Here is a 19,283-nt window from a genome sequence, read left to right as displayed (position 1 = left end):
CTGCTCGCGTCTCCTAGCCGGGGAAGAGCCGGTTCAACACCTGAGCGGCGCCGTCCTCCAGCACGGTCGGCGCCACCTCGTCCGCGATCGCCTGCACGTGCGCCGGCGCCTGACCCATCGCCACACCGCGGCCGGCCCACCGCAACATCTCGACGTCGTTGGACCCGTCGCCGATCGCGAGCGCGTCCGCGGGCGAGATGCCCAGCGAGCCGCAGAGCTCGTCCAGCGCCGTGCCCTTCGAGACGTTCGGCGGCACCGCGGTCAGCCACGCCTCGGTGTGGTCGACGGACCACTCGACCCCCGGCAGGTCCAGGTCCTTCACCGCGAACGACAACTCCGCGGGCGTGCGGTCGAGCCACCGCATGACCAGCCGCGAGGTCGGCACCGCCAGCTCCTCGAACGACACCTGCGTCGTCACGCCCCAGAGGTCGTTCGGCAGGAACGAGCCGAGCGACAGGTTGCCGACCCCGGTCTGCTCCACGGCGAACACCGCACCGGGCAGCAGAGCCCGCAGCGTCTCGACCGTCGGTCCGGGATCGAACGTCACCCGCCTGGTCACCTCGCCGAGAGCCGGATCCCACCACACGGCACCGTTCGAGCAGACGGCCAGCGACACGGGCAGCTGCGGCGCGATCTCGGTGATGCCGATCAGGCTGCGGCCGGTGCACAGCACCACGTGGGCGCCGTGTCCGGTGGCGCGGGTGATGGCCGCTTTCACGGCCGGTGAGATGTCGTTCGAGCCGACGGCGGTCAGGGTTCCGTCGATGTCCAAGGCCACCAGACGCGGTCTCCAGTTCACGTGGAGCCACCCTACGGTGGTCATCGACCGCCAGTGCCGCAAGTGATCTGGGGGAAGGTGCGGAATGACGAAGCCGGATGGGTGGGAGTGGCTGAACGGGCTGCCCGAGGAATGGAGGCCGCCGCAGGAGTTGGAGACGCCTACGAGTGATCCTGGCGCGAACCTGGCGATCAGGTTGCTGTCCGACGAGAGGCTCGGTCACGGCGTTCGAGTGTTGCTCGGGCAGTGGATCGCCGAACGTTCCTTGTTGACGTTGTGGTTCATGGGCGACAGCGGCGGAGAGTGGGTGAACCTGCGGCGGGAGGCGGAGTTGGCGATCCTCGACGCCGATCATCAGCACGCTGTGTACGACGCCTGGACCAGTCGTTCCGGCTTGGCGGAGGCACTACGAGAGGCAGTAAGGGCACTCGCCGCGGCCAGGGGCGAGGAACCCGGTACCTGGTAGGGCCTTCCCAGCGGTAGTTGGTCGTTGACCCACTAGACGCGGTCTCCAGTTCACGTGGAGCCACCCTATGCGAAGGTTAGTGAATTGTGGTTCACTAACCAGGTGGCACGACCTCGCACGATCACCGACGAACGGATCCTGAACGCCGTCGCGGCCGTCATCGACCGGCGCGGACCGGAGTTCACCGTCGCGGACGTGGCCGCGGAGGCGGGGGTGTCGGTCGGGGCGGTGGCGAAGCGGTTCGGGTCCAAGAGCGGGCTGTTGCAGGCGCTCACCAGGGCGGGCACCGAGGAGGTCACCCGGCGGATGCGCGAGGCCGGCACGGTCCGCGACGCGCTGCTGACCTGGTTCGACCGGCTCGCCGACCCGGTGGTCGCGACGAACAACCTGGCGCAGCTCGGGGTCGACCTGATCGACCCGGAACTGCGCGCGCTGCTGGCCCGGCACTACGAGGTGCTGGAACAAGAGCTGGAGATCCTCTGCGTCGCCGAGGAGCTGCCGCCCAACGCGGCCCGCGTCCTCGCCGCGCTGGTCTACGGGATCTCGATGGACTGGTCGGTGCGCCCGCGCGGCGACCTGCTGGCCCGTACGGCTGAGGACATCGATCTGGTGTTGGAAGGGATGCGCTGATGGCCACCTGGGGCGAGTTCGCCGCCGAACAGCCCGACATGGCCGCGTTCGTGCAGGCCAGGTTCGCGGCGGACCGGCACGCGCTGCTCGCGACGCTGCGCAAGGACGGCTCACCGCGGATCAGCGGAGTGGAACCGGACTTCGCCCACGGCGAGCTGTGGGCGGGCATGATGCCGGACTCGTTGAAGTCGAGGGACCTGCGGCGCGACCCGAGGTTCGCGCTGCACTGCACCACCACGGTGGCCTCGATGACGGAGGCGGGTGACGCGAAGATCAGCGGCACCGCCGAGTTCTGGACGGACAAGGACACCTATCTGAAAGACCTGTTCGACCGCACGGGGTGGCAGCCGGAACCGGAGGAGATCGACCTGTTCCGGTTCGACGTGACCGAGGTCGTGCAGCTCACCGTCGAGGGCGACGAGATGGTCGTCCTCTCCTGGCACGAGGGAAGGGGAACTCGCCGTGTCAGCAAGAAATGATCCTGATCTGAGCGGGAAGGTCGCGGTCGTCACCGGCGCCACGCGCGGTGCCGGACGGGCGATCGCCGTGGAGCTGGGGGCGGCGGGGGCGACGGTGTTCGTCGCCGGCCGGACCACGCGGACACAGCAGTCCGAGGTCGGGCGGTCGGAGACGATCGAGGAGACCGCCGAGCTCGTGGACGCGGCCGGTGGCAAGGGGATCGCGGTCCGCTGCGACCTCACGAACCCGTCCGATGTGGACGCTCTCGCCGCGAAGATCGACAAGCTCGACATCTTCATCGACAACGCTTGGGGCGGCGAGAACCTCGTCGAGTGGGGCAAGTTCTGGGAGCACGACCTCGACAAGCAGCTGCGCATGTGGCGCAACGGCGTCGAGACCCACCTCGTGGCGTTGCACAAGCTCATGCCGATCCTGATCAGGTCCGACGACGGGCTCGTCGTCGAGGTGACCGACGGCGAGGACGGCGAGGCGTACTTCGTGAACCTCCCGTACGACGCGGTGAAGAGCTCGGTGCGCCGGTTCGGCGAGGTGCTGGCGAAGGACCTGAAGGACCACCCGAACGTGACGGCGGTCGCGGCCACGCCGGGATTCCTGCGCTCCGAGCAGATGCTCGAGAGTTTCGGCGTCACCGAGGCGAACTGGCGTGACGCCATCGAGAAGGTGCCGGACTACGCGTTGTCCGAGACGCCCCACTACCTCGGCCGAGGTCTCGCGCACCTCGCCGCCGACGAGGACCGCAGGCGGTTCGCCGGGCAGTGCCTCTCGTCGTGGAAGCTGCAGCGCGAGTACGGGTTCACCGACCTCGACGGCTCGCAGCCCGACTGGGGCCGCTGGTACGACGAGGTCCTGAAGCCGCGGATGGCGGGGCAGACCGTGGACGCCGACCCCGAGAAGTTCCGCTAGGCGTCGCCGGGGCGGACGAGACCGGTCTCGTAGGCCAGCACCACGGCCTGCACCCGGTCTCGCAGCTCCAGCTTCGCGAGGATCCGGCCGACGTGCGTCTTCACCGTCGCCTCGGACAGGAAGAGCTTGCGGGCGAGCTCGGTGTTCGACAGGCCCTTCGCGATCAGCACGAGCACCTCGCGCTCGCGTTCGGTCAGCACGTCGAGCACCGAGGCGTCGCGAAGCTCACCGCCGCCGTCGCCGAGGAACCGGCCGAGCAGCCGCTTGGTCACCGACGGCGAGACCACGGCGTCACCGGAGGCCACCGCGCGCAGGGCCGACACCAGGTCGGTCGGCGGGGTGTCCTTCAGCAGGAACCCGCTGGCGCCGTTGCGCAACGCCGACAGCGCGTACTCGTCCATGTCGAAGGTGGTCATGACCAGCACCTTCGCGGAGTCGGCCGCGACGATGCGCGCGGTCGCCTCCACACCGTCCATCACGGGCATGCGGACGTCCATCAGGACGACGTCAGGCCGCAGCTTCTCCGCCATCTGCACGGCGTCGAGGCCGTCGGCCGCCTCGCCGATCACGTCGATGTCCTCTTGCGCGCCCAGGACCATGCGAAAACCCATCCGCATCAGTTCCTGGTCGTCGACCAGCAGCACCCGAATCACTCGATCACCCTATGCGGCTAGCGGGAACGTCGCGCGCACGCGCCAGCCCCCACCGGGGTTGGGACCCGCCTCGAACTCCCCGCCCAGCACCGCTGCCCTTTCCCTCATGCCGATCAGTCCGTTGCCGCCGGAGACCTTGACGACGTCGTGGGGCGTGCCGAACCCGTTGTCGGTCACTTCCAGACGCAGTTCCTCCGGCGAGCGCGCCAGGCGGACCAAGGCGGTGGTGCCTGCTCCGGCGTGCTTGATGGTGTTCGTCAGAGCTTCCTGCACGATCCGGTAGACGCTCAGGCCGACGCCCACGGGCAGGTCGTCCACGTCGCCGTTGATCTCCAGGCGCACCGGGACGCCGGCGGCCCTGGCGTTCTCGGCGAGCTCGACCACGCCGCGCGCGTCGGGCTGCGGGGCCCACTGGGTCTCGGCGTCCTCGCTGCGCAGAACGCCGAGCAGGCGGCGCATCTCGGTCAGCGCGAGGCGGCCGGTCTCGGCGATCGTGCGGACCGCGTTCTCGGCCACCTCCGGCTGGGACCTGATCGTGTACGCGGCGCCGTCGGCGTGGACGATCATCACGCTCACCGCGTGGGCGACGACGTCGTGCAGTTCGCGGGCTATCCGGGAACGCTCCTCGCCCACGGCGATCTTGGCCTGCTGGTCGCGTTCGGTCTCGAGCAGCACCAGGCGTTGTTCCATCTCGCGCTGGTAGGCACGGCGTGCGCCGATGAACTCGCCCATCGCCCAGCTGAACCCGAAGATCACGAAGATCAGGAACACCAGGAACACGGCCTGCAGCTCGCCGACCTGGAAGATCGCCCAGAGCAGCGTGCCCGCGACCAGCCAGCCCACGTAGATCAACGCCGTCTTGCGGTTCGTGTACGCGACGAGCGTGTACAGCGCTATGGCCAGCGCGAAGTCCGACATGCGGACCGGGATGCCGTTGATGCCGCCGTGCGAGAAGAGCTGGAGGAACCCGCCCCCGAGGATCAGGTAGCTGGTGCCGAGCGGGTGGTACCGGCGGAACGGCAGCGGTCCGAGCATCAGCAGCGTCACCGCGAGATAGGCGGAGAACGACACGCCCTGGTCGACGACTGTGGCCGCGATGCCCATGTCGAAGAGCAGCAGAACTCCGGCGATCAGGGAGTCCCCGAACGCCGGATGAGCCTTCATCCACAGACTGAACCGCCGCACTGGACAAGGTTAGGTGCGGGCCGAACTTCCGCGCGTCGCGCCACGGGCTGACGCCGCGTACGACTTCAGTGTGAGTTATTGTGTCGAGGGGTTGATACAAAGTTCGGGGGTTCGCCATGTACGACGTCCTGTGGGCCGCTGGCGTTGGGTTGTTCCTGCTGGTCGCTCTGTGGCCGACACGATCCACCGGCAGGCGCCTGCTCAAGAGCTGGAAGGTGTCCGACCCGACGCCGGCGCAGATCGACGACGCCATCCGCTACCTGAAGCGGCGGCGGTTGCTCTACCCGTGGCTCTTCGTCGGGATGTCGTTCGTGCCGTTCGCCAGCGGCCGCGGTGTCGGGTCGTTCGCGGCGGTCGTGCTCGGGGGCACGTTGCTCGCCGAGCTGATCGCGTTGTCGTTGCCCCGCGAAGGCCGGCAGCGGGTGGCGACGCTCGCGCCGCGCGGCCTGTTCGACATCGGCTCGCAGTACGTGCTGGGCGCCTACGCGGTGATCGTGCTGTTCGGTCTGGGCTGGCTCCTCGTGAAGCTCGAGATCGGCCGGCTGCCCGTGTTCGTCGTGTCCGTCGGCGCCGTCGCGGTGATCATCTGGGCGGCGGTCGCGCGTCCCGCCGACGGCGACGAGGAGGTCGACCGGGCGCTGCGCACCCGCAGCGTGCACGTGTCGGCCGGCATCGGGGCGGCGATGGTCGGCGCGCTCGTCGGCGGCGGGTTCCTCCTCGCCGGCATCGCCGCGTGGGTGCTGATGGCGAACACGAACGTCGTGTCGTCGAAGATCGTGCGGTGACTGCTCCCCGGATCGTCGTCGACGTCGAGAACGGTGTCGCGCCCTGGCGCCAGGTCCGGGACCAGCTCGTCAGGTTGATCAGCGGTGGTGTGCTGCCGGTCGGGTCGCGGTTGCCGACGATCCGGCAGCTCGCCGCCGATCTCGGGCTCGCCGCCGGCACCGTCGCGCGGGCCTACCGGGAGCTGGAGACCGAAGGCGTGCTCACGACAGGACGAAGGCAGGGCACCGTGGTGGCTGCCCTGCCTTCGCATGCACCGGACCCGCTCTCCGCCGCCGCGGCGGAGTTCGTCGCCATCGCTCGGTCACTCGGCGCCAGTGAGGGGGAGGCACTGAACGCCGTGCGAGCCCATTACTTGGGTGAGTAAGGCGACTCGATCTTGGGTGCGGGTCGCGGTTCGCTGATGTGCGCCTGACGTTCTTCTTGGCGCTCTTCGTAGATCCGGTGTTCCTCGGCCATCTGGTCAGCGAGTTGCTGCTGCATCTGGCGGTCCCTGATCCTGGCCAGGATCGCCATCGTCGCGCCGTGGGCCAGTGCCAGTAGCAACAGCACGATGCCCAGCTTCACGACCACGTTCTTCACCGTGTCACCGGTGTCGACATTGATGATCGACACCAGCGCCAACAGGCCGAGCACGACGAGGTGGAACAACACGGCCGTCAGCTTCATCATGCTGCCGGCCTGCTCTTCGTCGTACGCGGCGCGCTTGAGGTACCCCTTGCCACCGCGGTAGATCAGCTGGCCGTCGACCGCGACCAGGACGATCCCCAGCACTAGGAACGTCACGTAGCTGTCACCCATGCGCTGTGGCTACCCGCGCACGCACGTGCACAAACCGTGGCACGATCAGTGCCTGTGACGGCGTTGCAGGGACAACAACTGGCCGGACCGCTGTGCGCGGCGGTGGCCAACCTGTGCGTTGCCCTGCAACCGCAGGTCTCCCCGCAGACCGCCGCCGGATTCCAGGAGGTCCTGCGCCGCCTGCACGCGCCGTTGCAGGTCGCGGTCGCCGGCCGGATCAAGTCCGGCAAGTCGACGTTGGTGAACGCGTTGATCGGACGCAGGGTCGCGCCCACCGACATCGGCGAGTGCACCCGGCTCGTCACGCGCTACCAGTACGGCACGGTCGACCGCATCGAAGTCGTGTTGCGAGACGGCAGACGGCAGGTGCTGCCGTTCGACCCGAACGGGATGATCCCCACCTCCCTCGGCCTGGAAGGCGTCTCGCACATCGAGGCGTACCTGACGAACGCCGTGCTGCGCGACATCACCGTCATCGACACGCCAGGACTCGGTTCGCTGGACGCGGCGTCGGTCGCGCGCACCGAGGAACTGCTGGATCCCGTGTCGCGCAACGCGGTCGCCGGTGCCGAGGCCGTCCTCTACGTCGTGACGCAGGGCGTGCGCGCGGACGACCACTCGACGCTGGCCGCGTTCACCGCCGCGACGGCCTCCCGCGAGGCAGGCCCGGTCAACGCCATCGCCGCGCTGAACAAGGTCGACGCCATCGCACCCGAGACCGTCGAGGGCTCGGAAGGTGATGTCTGGAAGGCCGCGCAGATCCTCGCGGCGAAGCAGGCCGAACTGCTGAGGCCGCGCGTCGCCGACGTGCTGCCGGTGATCAGCCTGCTCGCCGAGTCCGCGGAGACCGGGGAGTTCACGTCGGCCGACGCGGAGGCGCTGAGGGCGTTGGCTGCTCTCGACGCGGACACCCGCACGATGATGCTGATGTCCGGAGACCTCTTCACTTCGTGGGAGTGCGACGTCGCGGCCGGTGTGCGTTCCCGGTTGCTGGAGAAGCTCGACCTCTACGGCATCGGCCGGGCGCTGCAGGCCTTGGACGCCGAGCCCGCGCTGCCCGCCGGGGCTTTGCGGCGGGTGCTGTTCGACGCGTCCGGGTTCGCCGCGGTCCGGGGCCGGCTGGACGCGGTCTTCCGGGCGCGGGCCGACGGCATCAAGGCCGCGGCAGCGCTGGCCTCCGTCACTTCGCTGGCATCGGGCGATCCCGGCGAACGGCAGCGCGTGCACGACGCGATCGAGGTCCTGCTGGCCCGTCCGGAGGCGCACCAGCTGCGGCTGCTGGAGGCGCTGACGCTGGTCTCGTCCGGCGCGGTCTCGCTGGCACCCGACCTGACCGAGGAGGTGCTGCGCGTCGGGAGCACCCCGGACGTGGCCGCTCAGCTGGGCATGCCGGGCAGACCGGGCGCGGAACTGGTCGCGTTCGCGCTGGAACGGGCCGGGTGGTGGCGTTCGTTCGCCTCCTTCGGCGCGACTCCGGCGCAGGCTCGGGTGGCGCACGTCGTCCACCGGGCGTATTTCCTCATTTGGCAGCAACTACGTGCTGGGGGGCACCGATGAGCGTGAACGGAACCGAACCCGCCGATCTGGCGTCGGATGACGGTGTGGAGACCATTGCCGACGAGCTGCTCGACCAGGCGCTGGCCGAGCGCCGCGCGCTGGTCCAGCTGTGCCTGTACGCGCTGGACCGCGCCAGTGCCGGCGTGGTCGCACGCATCGAGGAAGGCCTGTCGGCCATAGGCGTCGTCGCGCTGCGGGTGGACGGTGAGCGGTTCGACCCGTCGCAGCACGAGGCCGGTGGCGCCGTGCCGACCGACGACCTGTCGTTGCAGGGCCTGGTCGCCGAGACTGAGGTGCCCGGCTTCTGCGACCGAGGCCGTCTCCTGCGGGCGCCGATCGTGACGGTCTACACGTCCCGATGAGCAACCTCTCGCAGACAGTCCGGCAGACGCGCGAACGCCTCACCTCTCTCGTGCGCGAGCTCGACCCGTCGATGGCCGACTGGGTGGCTCGTCGCGCGGCACCGGAGGTGTCGTCGGTCGTGATCGTCGGTGAGACGAACCGCGGCAAGTCGTCTCTGGTCAACGCCCTGCTGTCGGCTCCGGGTCTCTCGCCGGTCGACGCGGACGTGGCCACCTCCACCTACCTCGTCTTCCAGCACGGCCCGTCCTGGGCGGCCCGTGCCTGCTACCCCGGTCTCCTCGCGCCCGTCAGCTTCCCGCTGCCCGCATTGATCAACTGGGTCTCCGCGGCCCACGACCTGCCCGAGGGAGAGCTGCCCCCGCGCTACGTCGAGGTCGACGCCCCGATCCCGCTGCTGGAACGCATGTCGGTGGTGGACACCCCCGGCGTCGGCGGCCTGGAGTCGGTGCACGGCGAGCTGGCGCTGGAGGCCGTCACGTCGGCCACCGCCCTGATCTTCGTCGTGGACGCGTCGTCGCCCTTCACCCGCGGCGAGCTGGACTTCCTCAAGCGAGTCGGCGACCGCGTCGAAACCGTCGTCTTCGCGTTGACCAAGACGGACCAGTACCGCGGCTGGCGCCAGGTCCTGGACGCGAACAAGGCCTTGCTGGCCCAGCACGCCCCGCGTTTCGCCGACGCCCCGTTCTACCCGGTGTCCTCACGCATGTTCGGCATGGCCGCCCAGGCCCCGAACCCGGACGCGGCGTCGATGCTCCGCGAACGCTCCGGCATCTCCGCCCTGCAGACCGCCCTGCAGGAACTCGTCGCCGGCCGCGCCGGAATGCTGGCCGAGGCCAACGCCCTGCGCGCCCTGTCGACCGTGCTGGCCGAGCTGGAGATCCGCCTCGAACACGAGAAGCGCGCCCTGTCCGTGGGCGAGGACGAGGCCGCGGTGCTGCGCGCCCGCCGCGAGGAACTGCAGACCGAACGCCGTTCCTCGACCCGGGGCTGGCAGGTGCGGTTGCGCGGCGAGATCCAGCGCGCCCGCATCGAGAACTCCCACGAGATCTCCCGCCAGATGCGCGACCTGCAGACCTGGTACCGCCAGGCCATCGACGCGGCCGACCGCACCGCCCTGACCACGTTGCCGCAGCAGGTGGACACCGCCCTGCAGGTCGTCTCCGGCCGCATCTCCACAGCCCTGTCCGTGCGCCTCTCGCAGGTCACCGACGCCGTGCTGGCCACGCTGTTCAGCGCCGAGGAACTGACCATGATCCGAGGCCAGTTCGCCCGCGGCGAGCAACCCCCGGTCGTGTTGCGCCCCAAGGAGAAGCGCCCGCCGACCGCCGAGGACAAGCTCCTCGTGTTCATGGGCGTCTCCGGCGGTCTGGGCGCGGGCAAGCTCGCCGTCATGCCGCTGGCGGGCCTCGGCATCGCCGCGCTGAACCCGATCGTCCTGCCCGTCACCATCGCCCTGGGCCTCGGCGCGGGCTGGTGGATGGCCCGCACCCGCACCCACACGGCCGAGAAGCAGCACGTCAAGCAGTGGCTCTCCGACGCCATCGCCGACGCGCGCTCCACAGTGGACCAGCTGGCCGCCGAGCAGCTGATCGAGGCCGAACAGGCCCTGTCGCTCGCGCTGGACGAGGCACTGGCCAAGCGCATCGAGGCCATCGAGGCCGAACTGCGCGAGGTCGACCGCGCCCTGCGGATGGAGGCAGGCGAACGCGGCCGCGAGCTGCAGGCCGTGACCCGGCAGCTCGCGGAGGTGGAGTCGGGACGCTCGAAGGCCGAGGAGCTACTGGGCCGGATCAGGTCCGTGCGGGACCGAGCCTAGAAACGCTCGCCATGCCTTCGACGACACCTCGAACCGCGGCCCGTCAGGATTCTTGGAATCCCGCACGCTGACAAAAGCGCTGGTGAGAAGCATCTCCACACACGCGTTGCTGTCGGCAGAGCTGCGGCTGCTCTTGACCCACCGGCTCAACTACGAGCTCCTCGCCAGAAAGTTGATCATGGCCGCCCGGCTGGCCGATTGATCAAGTGCGATCTCTCTCACCCGTGCGAAGAGTTTGATCATAGTCTTGGTGTCCGCGGGCTGGTCATAGTAGGTGGCGGGACCGTAGAGGGCCGATGCGAAGGTGATCGGATTCGCGCTCTTGAACTCCAGAGCCACCATGCCGCCGCCCAAAGCCGGGTTGTCGCCCGCGGTGAGCGGCACGATGCGGATGCTCAGGCGATCGTTCTGCTCGGCCAGCTGAAGCAGGTGCAACACCTGCTCGCGCATCACGGACGCGTCGCCGACGACCCTCAGGAGTGACTCCTCCGTGAACACGATCTCGATCTCTTCGGCGTTGCCGGATTCGAGCACGCGGCGCTGAAGATCCAGCCGGAAAGCTATCCGCTCATTCGTTTCAGCCTCCGGCCGGATCGACCCACCGGCACGCATCAGGGCATTTATGTAGGCGTGGCACTGCACCAACCCGGGCATGATTCCGCACTCGTACCACCCGATTCGTTGTGCGGCGGCCAAGAGGTCCATGAAGCGCGGATAGGAGTCGGGCAGGTTGTCGGTGTAGCCGAGTCTCGGCTGCCGGCGCCTGCTCGCCTTGCCCAGTGCGAGCACGGTGGAGCGCACTTCGCCCGTCACGTCGTAGAAGTCGAGCAATCGGGTGAGCTCGTCGACTCCCAGGGCACCCTTGCCGTTCTCCACCTGGCTGAGCCTGCCCGCGCTGCGGCCGATCAGATCGGCGGCCTCCTGCTGGGACTTCCCGGCGGCCAGACGCAGGCGCTGGAGGGTGAGCCCCAGCTGGAGGCGCTCCACGGTCTGCCGGGCTTGACCCACTTGGTTGCCGTCCAATCATTCGCTTAGGCGAGCGACTTTAGCCTCAAGTAGCTCTAAAGTTAAGTCTAATAGAGGCGGTCTGGGGCGAAGATGAGGTTGACCATGGGCGTCAAGCGCGAGTGGCTCCTTCGCTGCAGCGACAGCTACGCGGACCGGGCGGTGTGCGAGGTCAGCGTCAGCGCGGGTGCCGTGGAGATCGCCGGCCCCGACGGCCCCGCCTTCACGTTCGCCGGTCCGCAGATCCAGGAGTTCCGCGAAGCCCTCGACGCGGCGATCAGCCAGAGCGAGATCGACCGGCGCGAGGTTGGCGACGGAACCAAACCGGCATAACGTGGGTCATACCGGTACATGAGCAAGTAGGAGGTGTGTCCCGGTGTACATCGACGAGAACGGTGCGGCCGACGCCGAGCTGAAGGTCACCGTCGAGGATGAGGAGTACACCGCCGACGTCACCTTCGACATCGACCACGACGGTGTGAACGACTCCGCCGTCGTCGAGACGGATGACGGTGGACATCTCGCGTTCACGGACACGAACGGCGACGGCGACGCCGATCTGATGAGCACGTTCGACAAGGACGGCAATCTCTTGAGCCAGGCGCGGTTCGAGGAGAATTCCGGCGAGTGGGTTGCCGTCGATCCGAACGATCCCCGGCAGGAAAAGACGAATTCTTCGCCCACCCAGGCGATTGTCGTGGACACCGAGGACGGTGAACGAAACGTCGGTCAGGCCACCGAGGACACCGACGGGGACGGCAAGGCCGACACCGCGGTCGTGCGGGACGACGCCGGCGACACGTGGTTGTTCACGGACAAGAACGGCGACGGCAAGGCCGACGTGGCGACCGAGATCACACGATCGGGCGAGGTCACGATGTCGGAACACCGCGGTGACGACTGGGTCGAGGTCGAGCACGGGCACATCGAGTCCGACGGCCGGTACGTGACCGACTCGAAGAGCGGCATTTTGGACGACTCGGACGACTGGCTGGAGGAAGAACGGTTCGACGGCGTCGTCCGAATCGATTCCACAACCGGTCAGTGGATCAGTCCGAACTGACCTCCTAACTGAAGCGCAGGTCACAGGCCCCGGTGTGGTGAGAACCGCACCGGGGCCTCTTGTGTTTTTCCCACCTCAAGCCCGCCTTAACGCCGTCCGGGTGCTGAATCGATTACAGAATCGGTTTTGTGAGGGAAGCGACAGGCTGGGGGTGCTTTACCTGCCATTCACCGGGCTAACCTCGGTCCATCCCACTTCTCACACGCCCGGCCCCACCGGGCGTGTGGAGCTATTCCCGAGGACGACGAAGTCCTGCACCGGACCACCACGTGCTCGGGTTGCCGAGGCGTTCAGTCAGGAGACGAGACGAGATGACGGCAGTGACCATTCCCGGTCTCGAACAGGCACCTACCAACCACGCGCGTCTGCTCGCATGGGTTCAGGAAGTCGCTGAGCTGACCTGCCCCGACGAGGTTGTTTGGGCTGACGGGTCTCAGGGCGAATGGGACCGTCTCACGAAGAAGCTCGTCGACGCCGGCACGTTCGTGCCGCTCAAGAAGAAGCCGAACTCGTTCTGGGCGGCCTCGGACCCGACCGACGTCGCGCGCGTCGAAGAGCGGACCTACATCTGCTCCGTGCGCGAGGAGGACTCGGGCCCGACGAACAACTGGATGGACCCTTCAGAGATGAAGGCCATCATGACCGAGCTCTACCGGGGCTGCATGCGTGGCCGCACGATGTACGTCATCCCGTTCTGCATGGGCCCGCTGGACGCGGAGAAGCCGATGCTCGGTGTCGAGATCACCGACTCGGAGTACGTCGTCGTCTCCATGCACATCATGACCCGCATGGGCAGCAAGGCCCTCGCGCTGTTCGGTGAGGACGCTCCGTTCGTCCCCGCGCTGCACTCCCTCGGCGCTCCGCTGGAGCCCGGCCAGGAAGACGTGCAGTGGCCGTGCAACGACACGAAGTACATCTCGCACTTCCCGGAGACCCGCGAGATCTGGAGCTTCGGCTCCGGCTACGGCGGCAACGCCCTGCTCGGCAAGAAGTGCTACTCGCTGCGCATCGCCTCGGCCATGGCGCGCGACGAGGGCTGGCTCGCCGAGCACATGCTGATCCTCAAGCTGACCTCGCCGGAGAACAAGGCGTACTACATCGCCGCCGCGTTCCCGTCGGCCTGCGGCAAGACGAACCTCGCCATGCTGGAGCCGACCATCCCCGGCTGGAAGGTCGAGACGCTCGGCGACGACATCGCCTGGATGCGCTTCGGCAAGGACGGCCGCCTGTACGCGGTGAACCCGGAGAACGGCTTCTTCGGCGTCGCGCCCGGCACCGACTACCACACCAACCCGAACGCGATGCGCACCATCGCCAAGGGCAACTCGCTGTTCACGAACGTCGCGCTGACCGACGACGGCGACATCTGGTGGGAGGGCATGGGCGAGCCCCCGGCCCACCTCACCTCGTGGAAGCACCAGGACTGGACGCCCGACAGCGAAGAGCTGTCGTCGCACCCGAACTCGCGCTACTGCACGCCGATCGAGCAGTGCGACATCAAGGCGCCGGAGTGGGAGGACCCGAACGGCGTCCCGATCTCGGCGATCTTCTTCGGCGGCCGTCGCGCCACGACGATCCCGCTGGTCACCGAGTCGCGCGACTGGCAGCACGGCACCTACATGGGCGCCACGCTCTCGTCCGAGACCACGGCCGCCGCGGTCGGCAAGACCGGCGTCGTGCGCCGCGACCCGATGGCGATGCTGCCGTTCATCGGCTACAACGCGGGCGACTACTTCCAGCACTGGGTCGACCTCGGCAAGCGCGCCGACGCCGACAAGCTGCCGAAGATCTTCTACGTCAACTGGTTCCGCCGGGGCGAGGACAAGCGCTTCCTGTGGCCCGGGTTCGGCGAGAACTCGCGCGTGCTGAAGTGGGCCATCGAGCGCATCGAGGGCAAGGCCGCCGCGCAGGAGACGCCGATCGGCTACGTGCCGACCGCCGACGACCTCGACCTCGAGGGCCTGGACGCGTCGCGTGAGGACATCGAGGCCGCGCTGGAGTTCGACGCGGACGAGTGGCGTGCCGAGATCCCGCTGGTCGAGGAGTGGTTCGCGAAGATCGGCGAGAAGGTCCCGACCACGCTCCGCGACGAGCTGGCGAACCTGAAGCAGCGCCTGGGCTAGCAGGCCCGAGGTGTTTCGAAGCCCCAGCGGTCAACGGCGACCGCTGGGGCTTCTCTTTGGGGTACTACTGGTGGTGTGACGCAGGACGACTTCCTCGGCGGGCTGAACTTCGACGGTTCGAAGCGCGATGTGGAGGTCGGGCCGTCCACGGGCATCGTGCGCTACTACCCGGTACCGACCGCCCCGCCCGTTCGCCCGTCCCGGTGGCGTTACGTGCTCGTGTTCGGCCTCGGTTTAGCCCTCGGCGTGGTCGCCGGCGTGGTCCTGTGCAGCAATTTTCTCTGAATCGCCGCAGCTCATCGTCCACAAGAGACGAAGTTGTCCACAGGTGTGGACGGCTTTGTGCACATGTTGTGGACAACTGTGGACAGCCTGGGGACTTCTCCACGGGCTTGCAGGAATGGTCTTGCTCCAGGAATGAACCCGGCCCCTTCCGGGAACGTCTTAGGTACGTGATGGCGATCACAAAGATCGTCACTGAGGCGGAGAGGGAGGTGTGCCGTGGGGATCGCAGGAATCGCGATGCTGGTGCTGTCCCTGGCCGCCGTGCTGATGGTCGTGATCGCCGGATCAGTTCGGGAGCGGGTTGTCGCGGATGCCGAGGAGGGTGCCGTTGAAGGTCTTGGTGGCCTCCGCGTAGCAGACGGCGTTCGTCCAACCCTCTGACCAGGCCTGGGAGCCGGGGTTCCGCCACGCGGGGAACACGTCCGAGCGCTTGGTCGAACCCAGGTAGTCGTGCACGGCCTTGGTGCACTTCTCGTTCGCGATCGAGTTCATCTGCTCCTTGGACGGAGCGGGGTCGGTCGACTTGCCGAGCGACACGACACCGGCGGGCACTGCCTCGGCCATGTGCGCGGTGTTGCAGGCGACGACCTTGACCTCCTGGTCCTTCGACGGCGAACCCTGGGTGCAGGTCTGGAAGGTGCCGAAGCCGTTGCTCTTCAGCACGTCCTTCACGGAACCCTTGCGCGCCAGCGGCTTCTCGTCCGGGCTGATCTCCACGACGGTGCACAGCCGCCAGCGCTGACCGTCCTTCCAGCCCTGCTCGTTCGGCCAGAACGCCCAGACCCGCAGGCGCGTCGAGTCCGCGTCGCTGCCGCCCAGGTACTCGGTGAGCGTCTGGCGGCACGGCGGGAGCGCCGCCTTGCGCAGTGCCTGCGTGTCCGGGTAGGTCGCCGGCAGGCCGGTGAGCTCACCGACGCTCATGACCTCGGCCTCGTGCGATTCGGTGCACTGCAGCACCTTCAGCTCGTAGGCGTTCATGCACTGCCCTGCCTTGGGCAGCGCCGGTGCGGAGGCGGAGGCCGTCGAAGGCAGGGGTCCGGGGACCGCCTGCCCTCCCACCTGGATCGCGCACGCGGACAGGGTCAGCGTGCTCAGGACAATTGCCACCGCCAGCCGCACACGAGTCACACCACAGAGACTAGGGCCTTCACCTGATCGGCGATGTCCCGACGCTGCTTTTCGAAGGCCGGATCGGTCAGCGCGGCCGGGTCGACCGGCTGCCCGAGCACCGGCGTGTGCAGATGTCCACCGAGGACGCTCGTTGCGCCGTAACCGATTCGCAGCCGGTTCGCCCGGTACATGCTCTCGTTCGAGAGGTAGTCACCGCCGCCACCGGACGCCGCGACCCGGCCGGGAGTGGGGTTGTCCGTGCGGCACGACTGCTGGGAGCCGACGACGACCCACTCGCAGAAGCTCAGGTTGTAGTTCACCGTGAACGGACCGGTGCCCGCGTCGATCATCTTCTGGTGCGGCAGGCTCGTCTCGATGAACTCGTCCGCGGGCTGCGGCCAGCCCGCGGCGTTCGGGACGCTGCCGAACGAACCGACGTTGTTGTTGTCCGCGAACCCGCCGCGCCAGCGCGCCGCCCACCGTTCGACGTCGAACCGGCCGGGCCTGCCCTGGCTGATCGTCACGAACGCGTCCGGCTTCTGCCGCAACGCCGAACCGTAGAACTGCTCGACGATCCCCTCGTCGAAACCGCCCCACAGCACCGGGAGCACCGCCGCCTGCAGGACGACCTTGCCGTTCGGCGTCGAGATCTCCCTGCCGTCGAGCTGCAACGCCGCCGCGCCGGCCGGGTTGGCGCGCCGCACGTTCACGCCGGTGAGCTGGAACGGGTCGAAGCCGGTGACGGCGATCTTGCGCACGCCGGGCCGGCTGGGGAACGCCGAGTCGCTCAGACCGCGTGAGGCCCAGTCGAACCGCTGGATGAGCTTCGCGCGCTCGTTGGGCGGCATGGCGAACTTCGGCTTCCACTGGCGCAGCGCGGAACTGAGCTGCAACCGGGCCCAGTAGAGCGGGCGGTCGTCGTAGGCGTCGTGTGTCACGGGTGTTGTGCTTTGCGCGCGGGCGACGGCGGCCTTCCACAGCGCGTTGCCTTCGCGTTCCACGAACTGCTGTGCCTGCTTCGGCACGATCTGGCGGCACAGCTTGGTGGTGAAGTCCGTGACGCGGCCGTCGAATCCGGCCAGCTTCACCAGCGAAGGGCCGACGGCGGGGCCGCCGGGCACGAGTATGTCGTCGAGGCGCTGTTCCTCGACGGTGAGCGGGGCGGTGGTGTCGTAGCAGTCCGCGTCCTGCGCGTGGGCGACGGCGGGACTCAGGGTGAGGGCGATCGCGGTCAGTCCGACCAGTCCGGCGATGGTTTTCACGTACTCGATCCTCAACGCAAAGGGCCACCCGTCGTAACCGACGGGTGGCCCATAGTGTCGACGACTGCGTCTCAGTGGGCAGCCACGGGCTTGACCCTCGGGCTGTCCTCGTCGACGTGGTAGTCGGACGGATCGGTCTGGTCCGTGCCGTTGAACGCCTTGGCCTTCTTGGCGATCAACGTGACGATCACAGCGACCAGCAGGTTCACCGTCAGCGCGACGATGCCGACGTAGATCTGCACCTTGGAGCCGTCGAACGGGTGCCAGCCGAAGAGCGACAGCTTCTCGAGTGCCAGCGCCGAGCCACCGAAGTGCTTGCGCGACCCGTCCGCGCTCGGGATCAGGTACAGCAGGTACATGCCGTATGCCATGCCGCCGACCCAGCCCGCGACCAGGCCGTACAGGTGGAACCAGCGGGTGTAGAGCGCGATCGCGACCGCAGGCAGCGTCTGGAGGATGATCACGCCACCGATCAGCTGCAGGTCGATGGAGAACTGCGGGTCGATGAACACGATGAACGCGACCGCGCCGAACTTCACCACCAGCGAGGCGAGCTTGGCCTGCTTCGCCTCCTCTGCGGGAGACGCGTTCTTCTTCAGGTACTCCTTGTAGATGTTGCGCGTCCACAGGTTCGCCGCCGCGATCGACATGATCGCCGCGGGAACGAGCGCGCCGATGCCGATGGCCGCGAACGCGATGCCCGCGAACCACGACGGGAAGTTCGCGCCGAAGAGCTCAGGCACGATCGTGTTGGTGTCGGGACGGCCGGTCGCCTGGTTGACGATCGGCTTGGTACCGGCGCTGATCGCGACGAAGCCCAGCAGCGCCAGCAGACCCAGCAGCAGCGAGTAGGCGGGCAGCGCGACCATGTTCCGCTTGATCACGTTGCGGCCGCGGCTCGCGAGGATGCCGGTCAGCGAGTGCGGGTAGAGGAACAGCGCGAGCGCGCTGCCCAGTGCCAGCGTGGCGTACTGCAGCTGGTTGTTCGCGTTGAGCAGGATGCCGTCACCAGGCGCGGGCGTGGCCTTGAACTTCGCGTCCGCGTCGTTGAAGATCTCGCCCCAGCCGCCGAACTTGGCCGGCAGGTAGATGATCGCGACCAGGATGACCACGTAGATCAGGATGTCCTTGACGAACGCGATCAGTGCGGGCGCCCGCAGTCCCGACTGGTAGGTGTAGAGCGCCAGGATCACGAACGCGATGAACAGTGGCAGGTGGCCGAGGATGCCGCTGCCGTTGAGGCCCATGCTGCGCAGCACGGCTTCGAGGCCGACGAGCTGCAGCGCGATGTACGGCATGGTCGCGAAGATGCCCGTGATGGCGATGATCAGCGCCAGCCAGTGCGAGCCGTAGCGGCCCTTCACGAAGTCGGCGGGCGTGACGTACCCGTGCACGCGGCTCACCGACCACATCCGCACCAGCGGCAGGAAGACGAGCGGGTAGAGGATCACCGTGTACGGCAGCGCGAAGAAGCCGGTCGCGCCCGCGCCGAACATCAGCGCCGGCACCGCGACGAAGGTGTACGCGGTGTAGAGGTCACCACCGACCAGGAACCACGTGATCCAGCTGCCGAACTTGCGGCCGCCGAGACCCCACTCGTCGAGGTGTTCGAGGGTGTCGCCCTTCTGCCACCGCGCAGCCAGGAACCCCATCACGGTGACGAGCAGGAAGAGAGCGCTGAAGACGATCAGCTCGGTCCACTGCATCAGTTCGCTCCCTCGTCCAGGTCGTCAACGCCGAGCTTGTCGGGCTTGCCGGTGACCACGGGCTCGTCCTTGGTCTTGACGTAGACGAGCCCGACGCACAGGACGCCGAGCGGGACGAACAGGAACTGGTACCAGTAGAAGAACGGCAGCCCGAAGACCCTGGGCTCGTCCTGGTTGAACCACGGCGTGACGAGCATGAGCAGCGGCAGTATCAGCAGCAGGTTCCAGTTGCTCCAGCGCAAGCCGGTCTTGTGATCCGACGGCATGGTGGCCCCTCCGTGTACGCGGTGTTGCGCGGATGTTAGGCCTGATGA

The 19,283-nt window shown here is 68.0% G+C and carries 23 protein-coding genes; 13 read left to right on the top strand and 10 right to left on the bottom strand.

From position 1 onward, the window contains the following. Nucleotides 1–13: 13 nt before the first annotated feature. Nucleotides 14–799 carry an HAD family hydrolase gene (locus ORI60_RS08690; RefSeq protein WP_266036143.1) on the bottom strand — a complete coding sequence of 262 codons (786 nt, stop codon included), beginning with the start codon at nt 797–799 and terminating at the stop codon, nt 14–16. 64 nt (nt 800–863) lie between these two features. Here ORI60_RS08690 and ORI60_RS08685 point away from each other — a divergent pair, with 64 nt between their 5' ends. The 4 genes from ORI60_RS08685 to ORI60_RS08670 all read left to right on the top strand — a co-directional run bounded on the left by ORI60_RS08685 (nt 864) and on the right by ORI60_RS08670 (nt 3,257). Continuing rightward, the gene (locus tag ORI60_RS08685) at nt 864–1,244 is read left to right on the top strand and encodes a hypothetical protein (RefSeq protein ID WP_266036141.1); all 381 of its coding nucleotides are present in this window, start codon (nt 864–866) and stop codon (nt 1,242–1,244) included. A 102-nt stretch (nt 1,245–1,346) separates the two neighbouring features. Continuing rightward, entirely contained in the window at nt 1,347–1,874 is a 528-nt protein-coding gene (locus ORI60_RS08680; RefSeq protein ID WP_266036139.1) for a TetR/AcrR family transcriptional regulator, read from the top strand. Further along, on the top strand, nt 1,874–2,353 hold the full coding sequence (locus ORI60_RS08675) for a pyridoxamine 5'-phosphate oxidase family protein (RefSeq protein ID WP_266036137.1): 480 nt from the start codon (nt 1,874–1,876) through the stop codon (nt 2,351–2,353). Before ORI60_RS08680 ends, ORI60_RS08675 begins: the two co-directional genes overlap by 1 nt. Further along, nucleotides 2,337–3,257, top strand: coding sequence for an SDR family oxidoreductase (locus ORI60_RS08670; RefSeq protein WP_266036135.1), 921 nt, complete (start codon nt 2,337–2,339; stop codon nt 3,255–3,257). Before ORI60_RS08675 ends, ORI60_RS08670 begins: the two co-directional genes overlap by 17 nt. On the opposite strand, the gene ORI60_RS08665 is transcribed toward ORI60_RS08670, so the two are convergent. Both ORI60_RS08665 and ORI60_RS08660 read right to left on the bottom strand, forming a co-directional pair. Then, complete coding sequence (locus ORI60_RS08665; RefSeq protein ID WP_266036133.1) at nt 3,254–3,910, bottom strand: response regulator; 657 nt, start codon at nt 3,908–3,910, stop codon at nt 3,254–3,256. The two genes, ORI60_RS08670 and ORI60_RS08665, sit on opposite strands and share 4 nt — an antisense overlap. A gap of 9 nt (nt 3,911–3,919) precedes the next feature. Further along, nucleotides 3,920–5,074 carry a sensor histidine kinase gene (locus ORI60_RS08660; RefSeq protein ID WP_266036131.1) on the bottom strand — a complete coding sequence of 385 codons (1,155 nt, stop codon included), beginning with the start codon at nt 5,072–5,074 and terminating at the stop codon, nt 3,920–3,922. Between the two features lie 137 nt (nt 5,075–5,211). On the opposite strand from ORI60_RS08660, the gene ORI60_RS08655 reads away from it, so the two are divergent. Both ORI60_RS08655 and ORI60_RS08650 read left to right on the top strand, forming a co-directional pair. Next, nucleotides 5,212–5,880, top strand: coding sequence for a hypothetical protein (locus tag ORI60_RS08655; RefSeq protein WP_266036129.1), 669 nt, complete (start codon nt 5,212–5,214; stop codon nt 5,878–5,880). Next, on the top strand, nt 5,877–6,245 hold the full coding sequence (locus ORI60_RS08650; protein ID WP_266036127.1) for a GntR family transcriptional regulator: 369 nt from the start codon (nt 5,877–5,879) through the stop codon (nt 6,243–6,245). Before ORI60_RS08655 ends, ORI60_RS08650 begins: the two co-directional genes overlap by 4 nt. Here ORI60_RS08650 and ORI60_RS08645 read toward each other — a convergent pair. Further along, complete coding sequence (locus ORI60_RS08645) at nt 6,230–6,679, bottom strand: hypothetical protein (protein WP_266036126.1); 450 nt, start codon at nt 6,677–6,679, stop codon at nt 6,230–6,232. The two genes, ORI60_RS08650 and ORI60_RS08645, sit on opposite strands and share 16 nt — an antisense overlap. A 54-nt stretch (nt 6,680–6,733) precedes the next feature. Here ORI60_RS08645 and ORI60_RS08640 point away from each other — a divergent pair, with 54 nt between their 5' ends. The 3 genes from ORI60_RS08640 to ORI60_RS08630 are packed head-to-tail and all read left to right on the top strand — an operon-like array spanning nt 6,734 to nt 10,415. After that, complete coding sequence (locus ORI60_RS08640; RefSeq protein ID WP_266036124.1) at nt 6,734–8,236, top strand: dynamin family protein; 1,503 nt, start codon at nt 6,734–6,736, stop codon at nt 8,234–8,236. Beyond that, complete coding sequence (grpE, locus tag ORI60_RS08635) at nt 8,233–8,598, top strand: nucleotide exchange factor GrpE (RefSeq protein ID WP_266036122.1); 366 nt, start codon at nt 8,233–8,235, stop codon at nt 8,596–8,598. Before ORI60_RS08640 ends, grpE begins: the two co-directional genes overlap by 4 nt. Further along, a complete protein-coding gene (locus ORI60_RS08630) occupies nt 8,595–10,415 on the top strand; it encodes a dynamin family protein (protein ID WP_266036120.1) in 1,821 nt (606 codons plus the stop codon). The genes grpE and ORI60_RS08630 overlap by 4 nt, the downstream gene beginning before the upstream one ends. Here ORI60_RS08630 and ORI60_RS08625 read toward each other — a convergent pair. Together ORI60_RS08625 and ORI60_RS08620 are read right to left on the bottom strand one after the other, a co-directional pair. Next, a complete protein-coding gene (locus tag ORI60_RS08625; protein WP_323055894.1) occupies nt 10,377–10,508 on the bottom strand; it encodes a DUF397 domain-containing protein in 132 nt (43 codons plus the stop codon). The genes ORI60_RS08630 and ORI60_RS08625 overlap by 39 nt on opposite strands. Before the next feature lie 57 nt (nt 10,509–10,565). After that, nucleotides 10,566–11,402 (bottom strand): helix-turn-helix domain-containing protein, encoded by an 837-nt coding sequence (locus ORI60_RS08620; protein WP_266036117.1) that lies wholly within the window; start codon nt 11,400–11,402, stop codon nt 10,566–10,568. Between the two features lie 111 nt (nt 11,403–11,513). On the opposite strand from ORI60_RS08620, the gene ORI60_RS08615 reads away from it, so the two are divergent. From ORI60_RS08615 to ORI60_RS08600, 4 genes are all read left to right on the top strand, one after another. Then, nucleotides 11,514–11,753: a hypothetical protein gene (locus ORI60_RS08615; RefSeq protein WP_266036115.1), complete on the top strand. Its 240-nt coding sequence runs from the start codon at nt 11,514–11,516 to the stop codon at nt 11,751–11,753. Nucleotides 11,754–11,796: 43 nt separating this feature from the next. Next, a complete protein-coding gene (locus tag ORI60_RS08610; RefSeq protein WP_266036113.1) occupies nt 11,797–12,483 on the top strand; it encodes a DUF6802 family protein in 687 nt (228 codons plus the stop codon). 311 nt (nt 12,484–12,794) lie between these two features. After that, the gene (locus tag ORI60_RS08605; protein WP_266036112.1) at nt 12,795–14,606 is read left to right on the top strand and encodes a phosphoenolpyruvate carboxykinase (GTP); all 1,812 of its coding nucleotides are present in this window, start codon (nt 12,795–12,797) and stop codon (nt 14,604–14,606) included. Between the two features lie 75 nt (nt 14,607–14,681). Continuing rightward, nucleotides 14,682–14,891 (top strand): hypothetical protein, encoded by a 210-nt coding sequence (locus ORI60_RS08600; RefSeq protein ID WP_266036110.1) that lies wholly within the window; start codon nt 14,682–14,684, stop codon nt 14,889–14,891. A 285-nt stretch (nt 14,892–15,176) separates the two neighbouring features. Here ORI60_RS08600 and ORI60_RS08595 read toward each other — a convergent pair whose 3' ends face one another. From ORI60_RS08595 to ORI60_RS08580, 4 genes are all read right to left on the bottom strand, one after another. Beyond that, a complete protein-coding gene (locus ORI60_RS08595) occupies nt 15,177–16,019 on the bottom strand; it encodes a septum formation family protein (RefSeq protein ID WP_266036107.1) in 843 nt (280 codons plus the stop codon). Beyond that, complete coding sequence (locus ORI60_RS08590; protein ID WP_266036105.1) at nt 16,016–17,263, bottom strand: hypothetical protein; 1,248 nt, start codon at nt 17,261–17,263, stop codon at nt 16,016–16,018. The genes ORI60_RS08595 and ORI60_RS08590 overlap by 4 nt, the downstream gene beginning before the upstream one ends. Before the next feature lie 71 nt (nt 17,264–17,334). Continuing rightward, nucleotides 17,335–18,969: a monocarboxylate uptake permease MctP gene (gene mctP / locus ORI60_RS08585; RefSeq protein ID WP_266036103.1), complete on the bottom strand. Its 1,635-nt coding sequence runs from the start codon at nt 18,967–18,969 to the stop codon at nt 17,335–17,337. Continuing rightward, entirely contained in the window at nt 18,969–19,235 is a 267-nt protein-coding gene (locus ORI60_RS08580) for a DUF3311 domain-containing protein (protein WP_266036101.1), read from the bottom strand. The genes mctP and ORI60_RS08580 overlap by 1 nt, the downstream gene beginning before the upstream one ends. Nucleotides 19,236–19,283 lie beyond the last annotated feature (48 nt).

It is taken from the genome of Lentzea sp. NEAU-D7, from assembly GCF_026242055.1.
GTDB lineage: Bacteria > Actinomycetota > Actinomycetes > Mycobacteriales > Pseudonocardiaceae > Lentzea.
Note: the sequence above shows the minus strand (reverse complement) of the source record. Positions and strands in the feature narration are given on the sequence as shown.

Bases quoted from the DNA above. Each gene is read 5' to 3' on its own strand.
- ORI60_RS08685 (WP_266036141.1), top strand. From the start codon at position 864: ATGACGAAGCCGGATGGGTGGGAGTGGCTGAACGGGCTGCCCGAGGAA.
- ORI60_RS08675 (WP_266036137.1), top strand. From the start codon at position 1,874: ATGGCCACCTGGGGCGAGTTCGCCGCCGAACAGCCCGACATGGCCGCG.
- ORI60_RS08660 (WP_266036131.1), bottom strand. From the start codon at position 5,074: ATGAAGGCTCATCCGGCGTTCGGGGACTCCCTGATCGCCGGAGTTCTG.
- ORI60_RS08655 (WP_266036129.1), top strand. From the start codon at position 5,212: ATGTACGACGTCCTGTGGGCCGCTGGCGTTGGGTTGTTCCTGCTGGTC.
- ORI60_RS08645 (WP_266036126.1), bottom strand. From the start codon at position 6,679: ATGGGTGACAGCTACGTGACGTTCCTAGTGCTGGGGATCGTCCTGGTC.
- grpE (WP_266036122.1), top strand. From the start codon at position 8,233: ATGAGCGTGAACGGAACCGAACCCGCCGATCTGGCGTCGGATGACGGT.
- ORI60_RS08630 (WP_266036120.1), top strand. From the start codon at position 8,595: ATGAGCAACCTCTCGCAGACAGTCCGGCAGACGCGCGAACGCCTCACC.
- ORI60_RS08625 (WP_323055894.1), bottom strand. From the start codon at position 10,508: ATGCTTCTCACCAGCGCTTTTGTCAGCGTGCGGGATTCCAAGAATCCT.
- ORI60_RS08615 (WP_266036115.1), top strand. From the start codon at position 11,514: ATGAGGTTGACCATGGGCGTCAAGCGCGAGTGGCTCCTTCGCTGCAGC.
- ORI60_RS08605 (WP_266036112.1), top strand. From the start codon at position 12,795: ATGACGGCAGTGACCATTCCCGGTCTCGAACAGGCACCTACCAACCAC.
- mctP (WP_266036103.1), bottom strand. From the start codon at position 18,969: ATGCAGTGGACCGAGCTGATCGTCTTCAGCGCTCTCTTCCTGCTCGTC.
- ORI60_RS08580 (WP_266036101.1), bottom strand. From the start codon at position 19,235: ATGCCGTCGGATCACAAGACCGGCTTGCGCTGGAGCAACTGGAACCTG.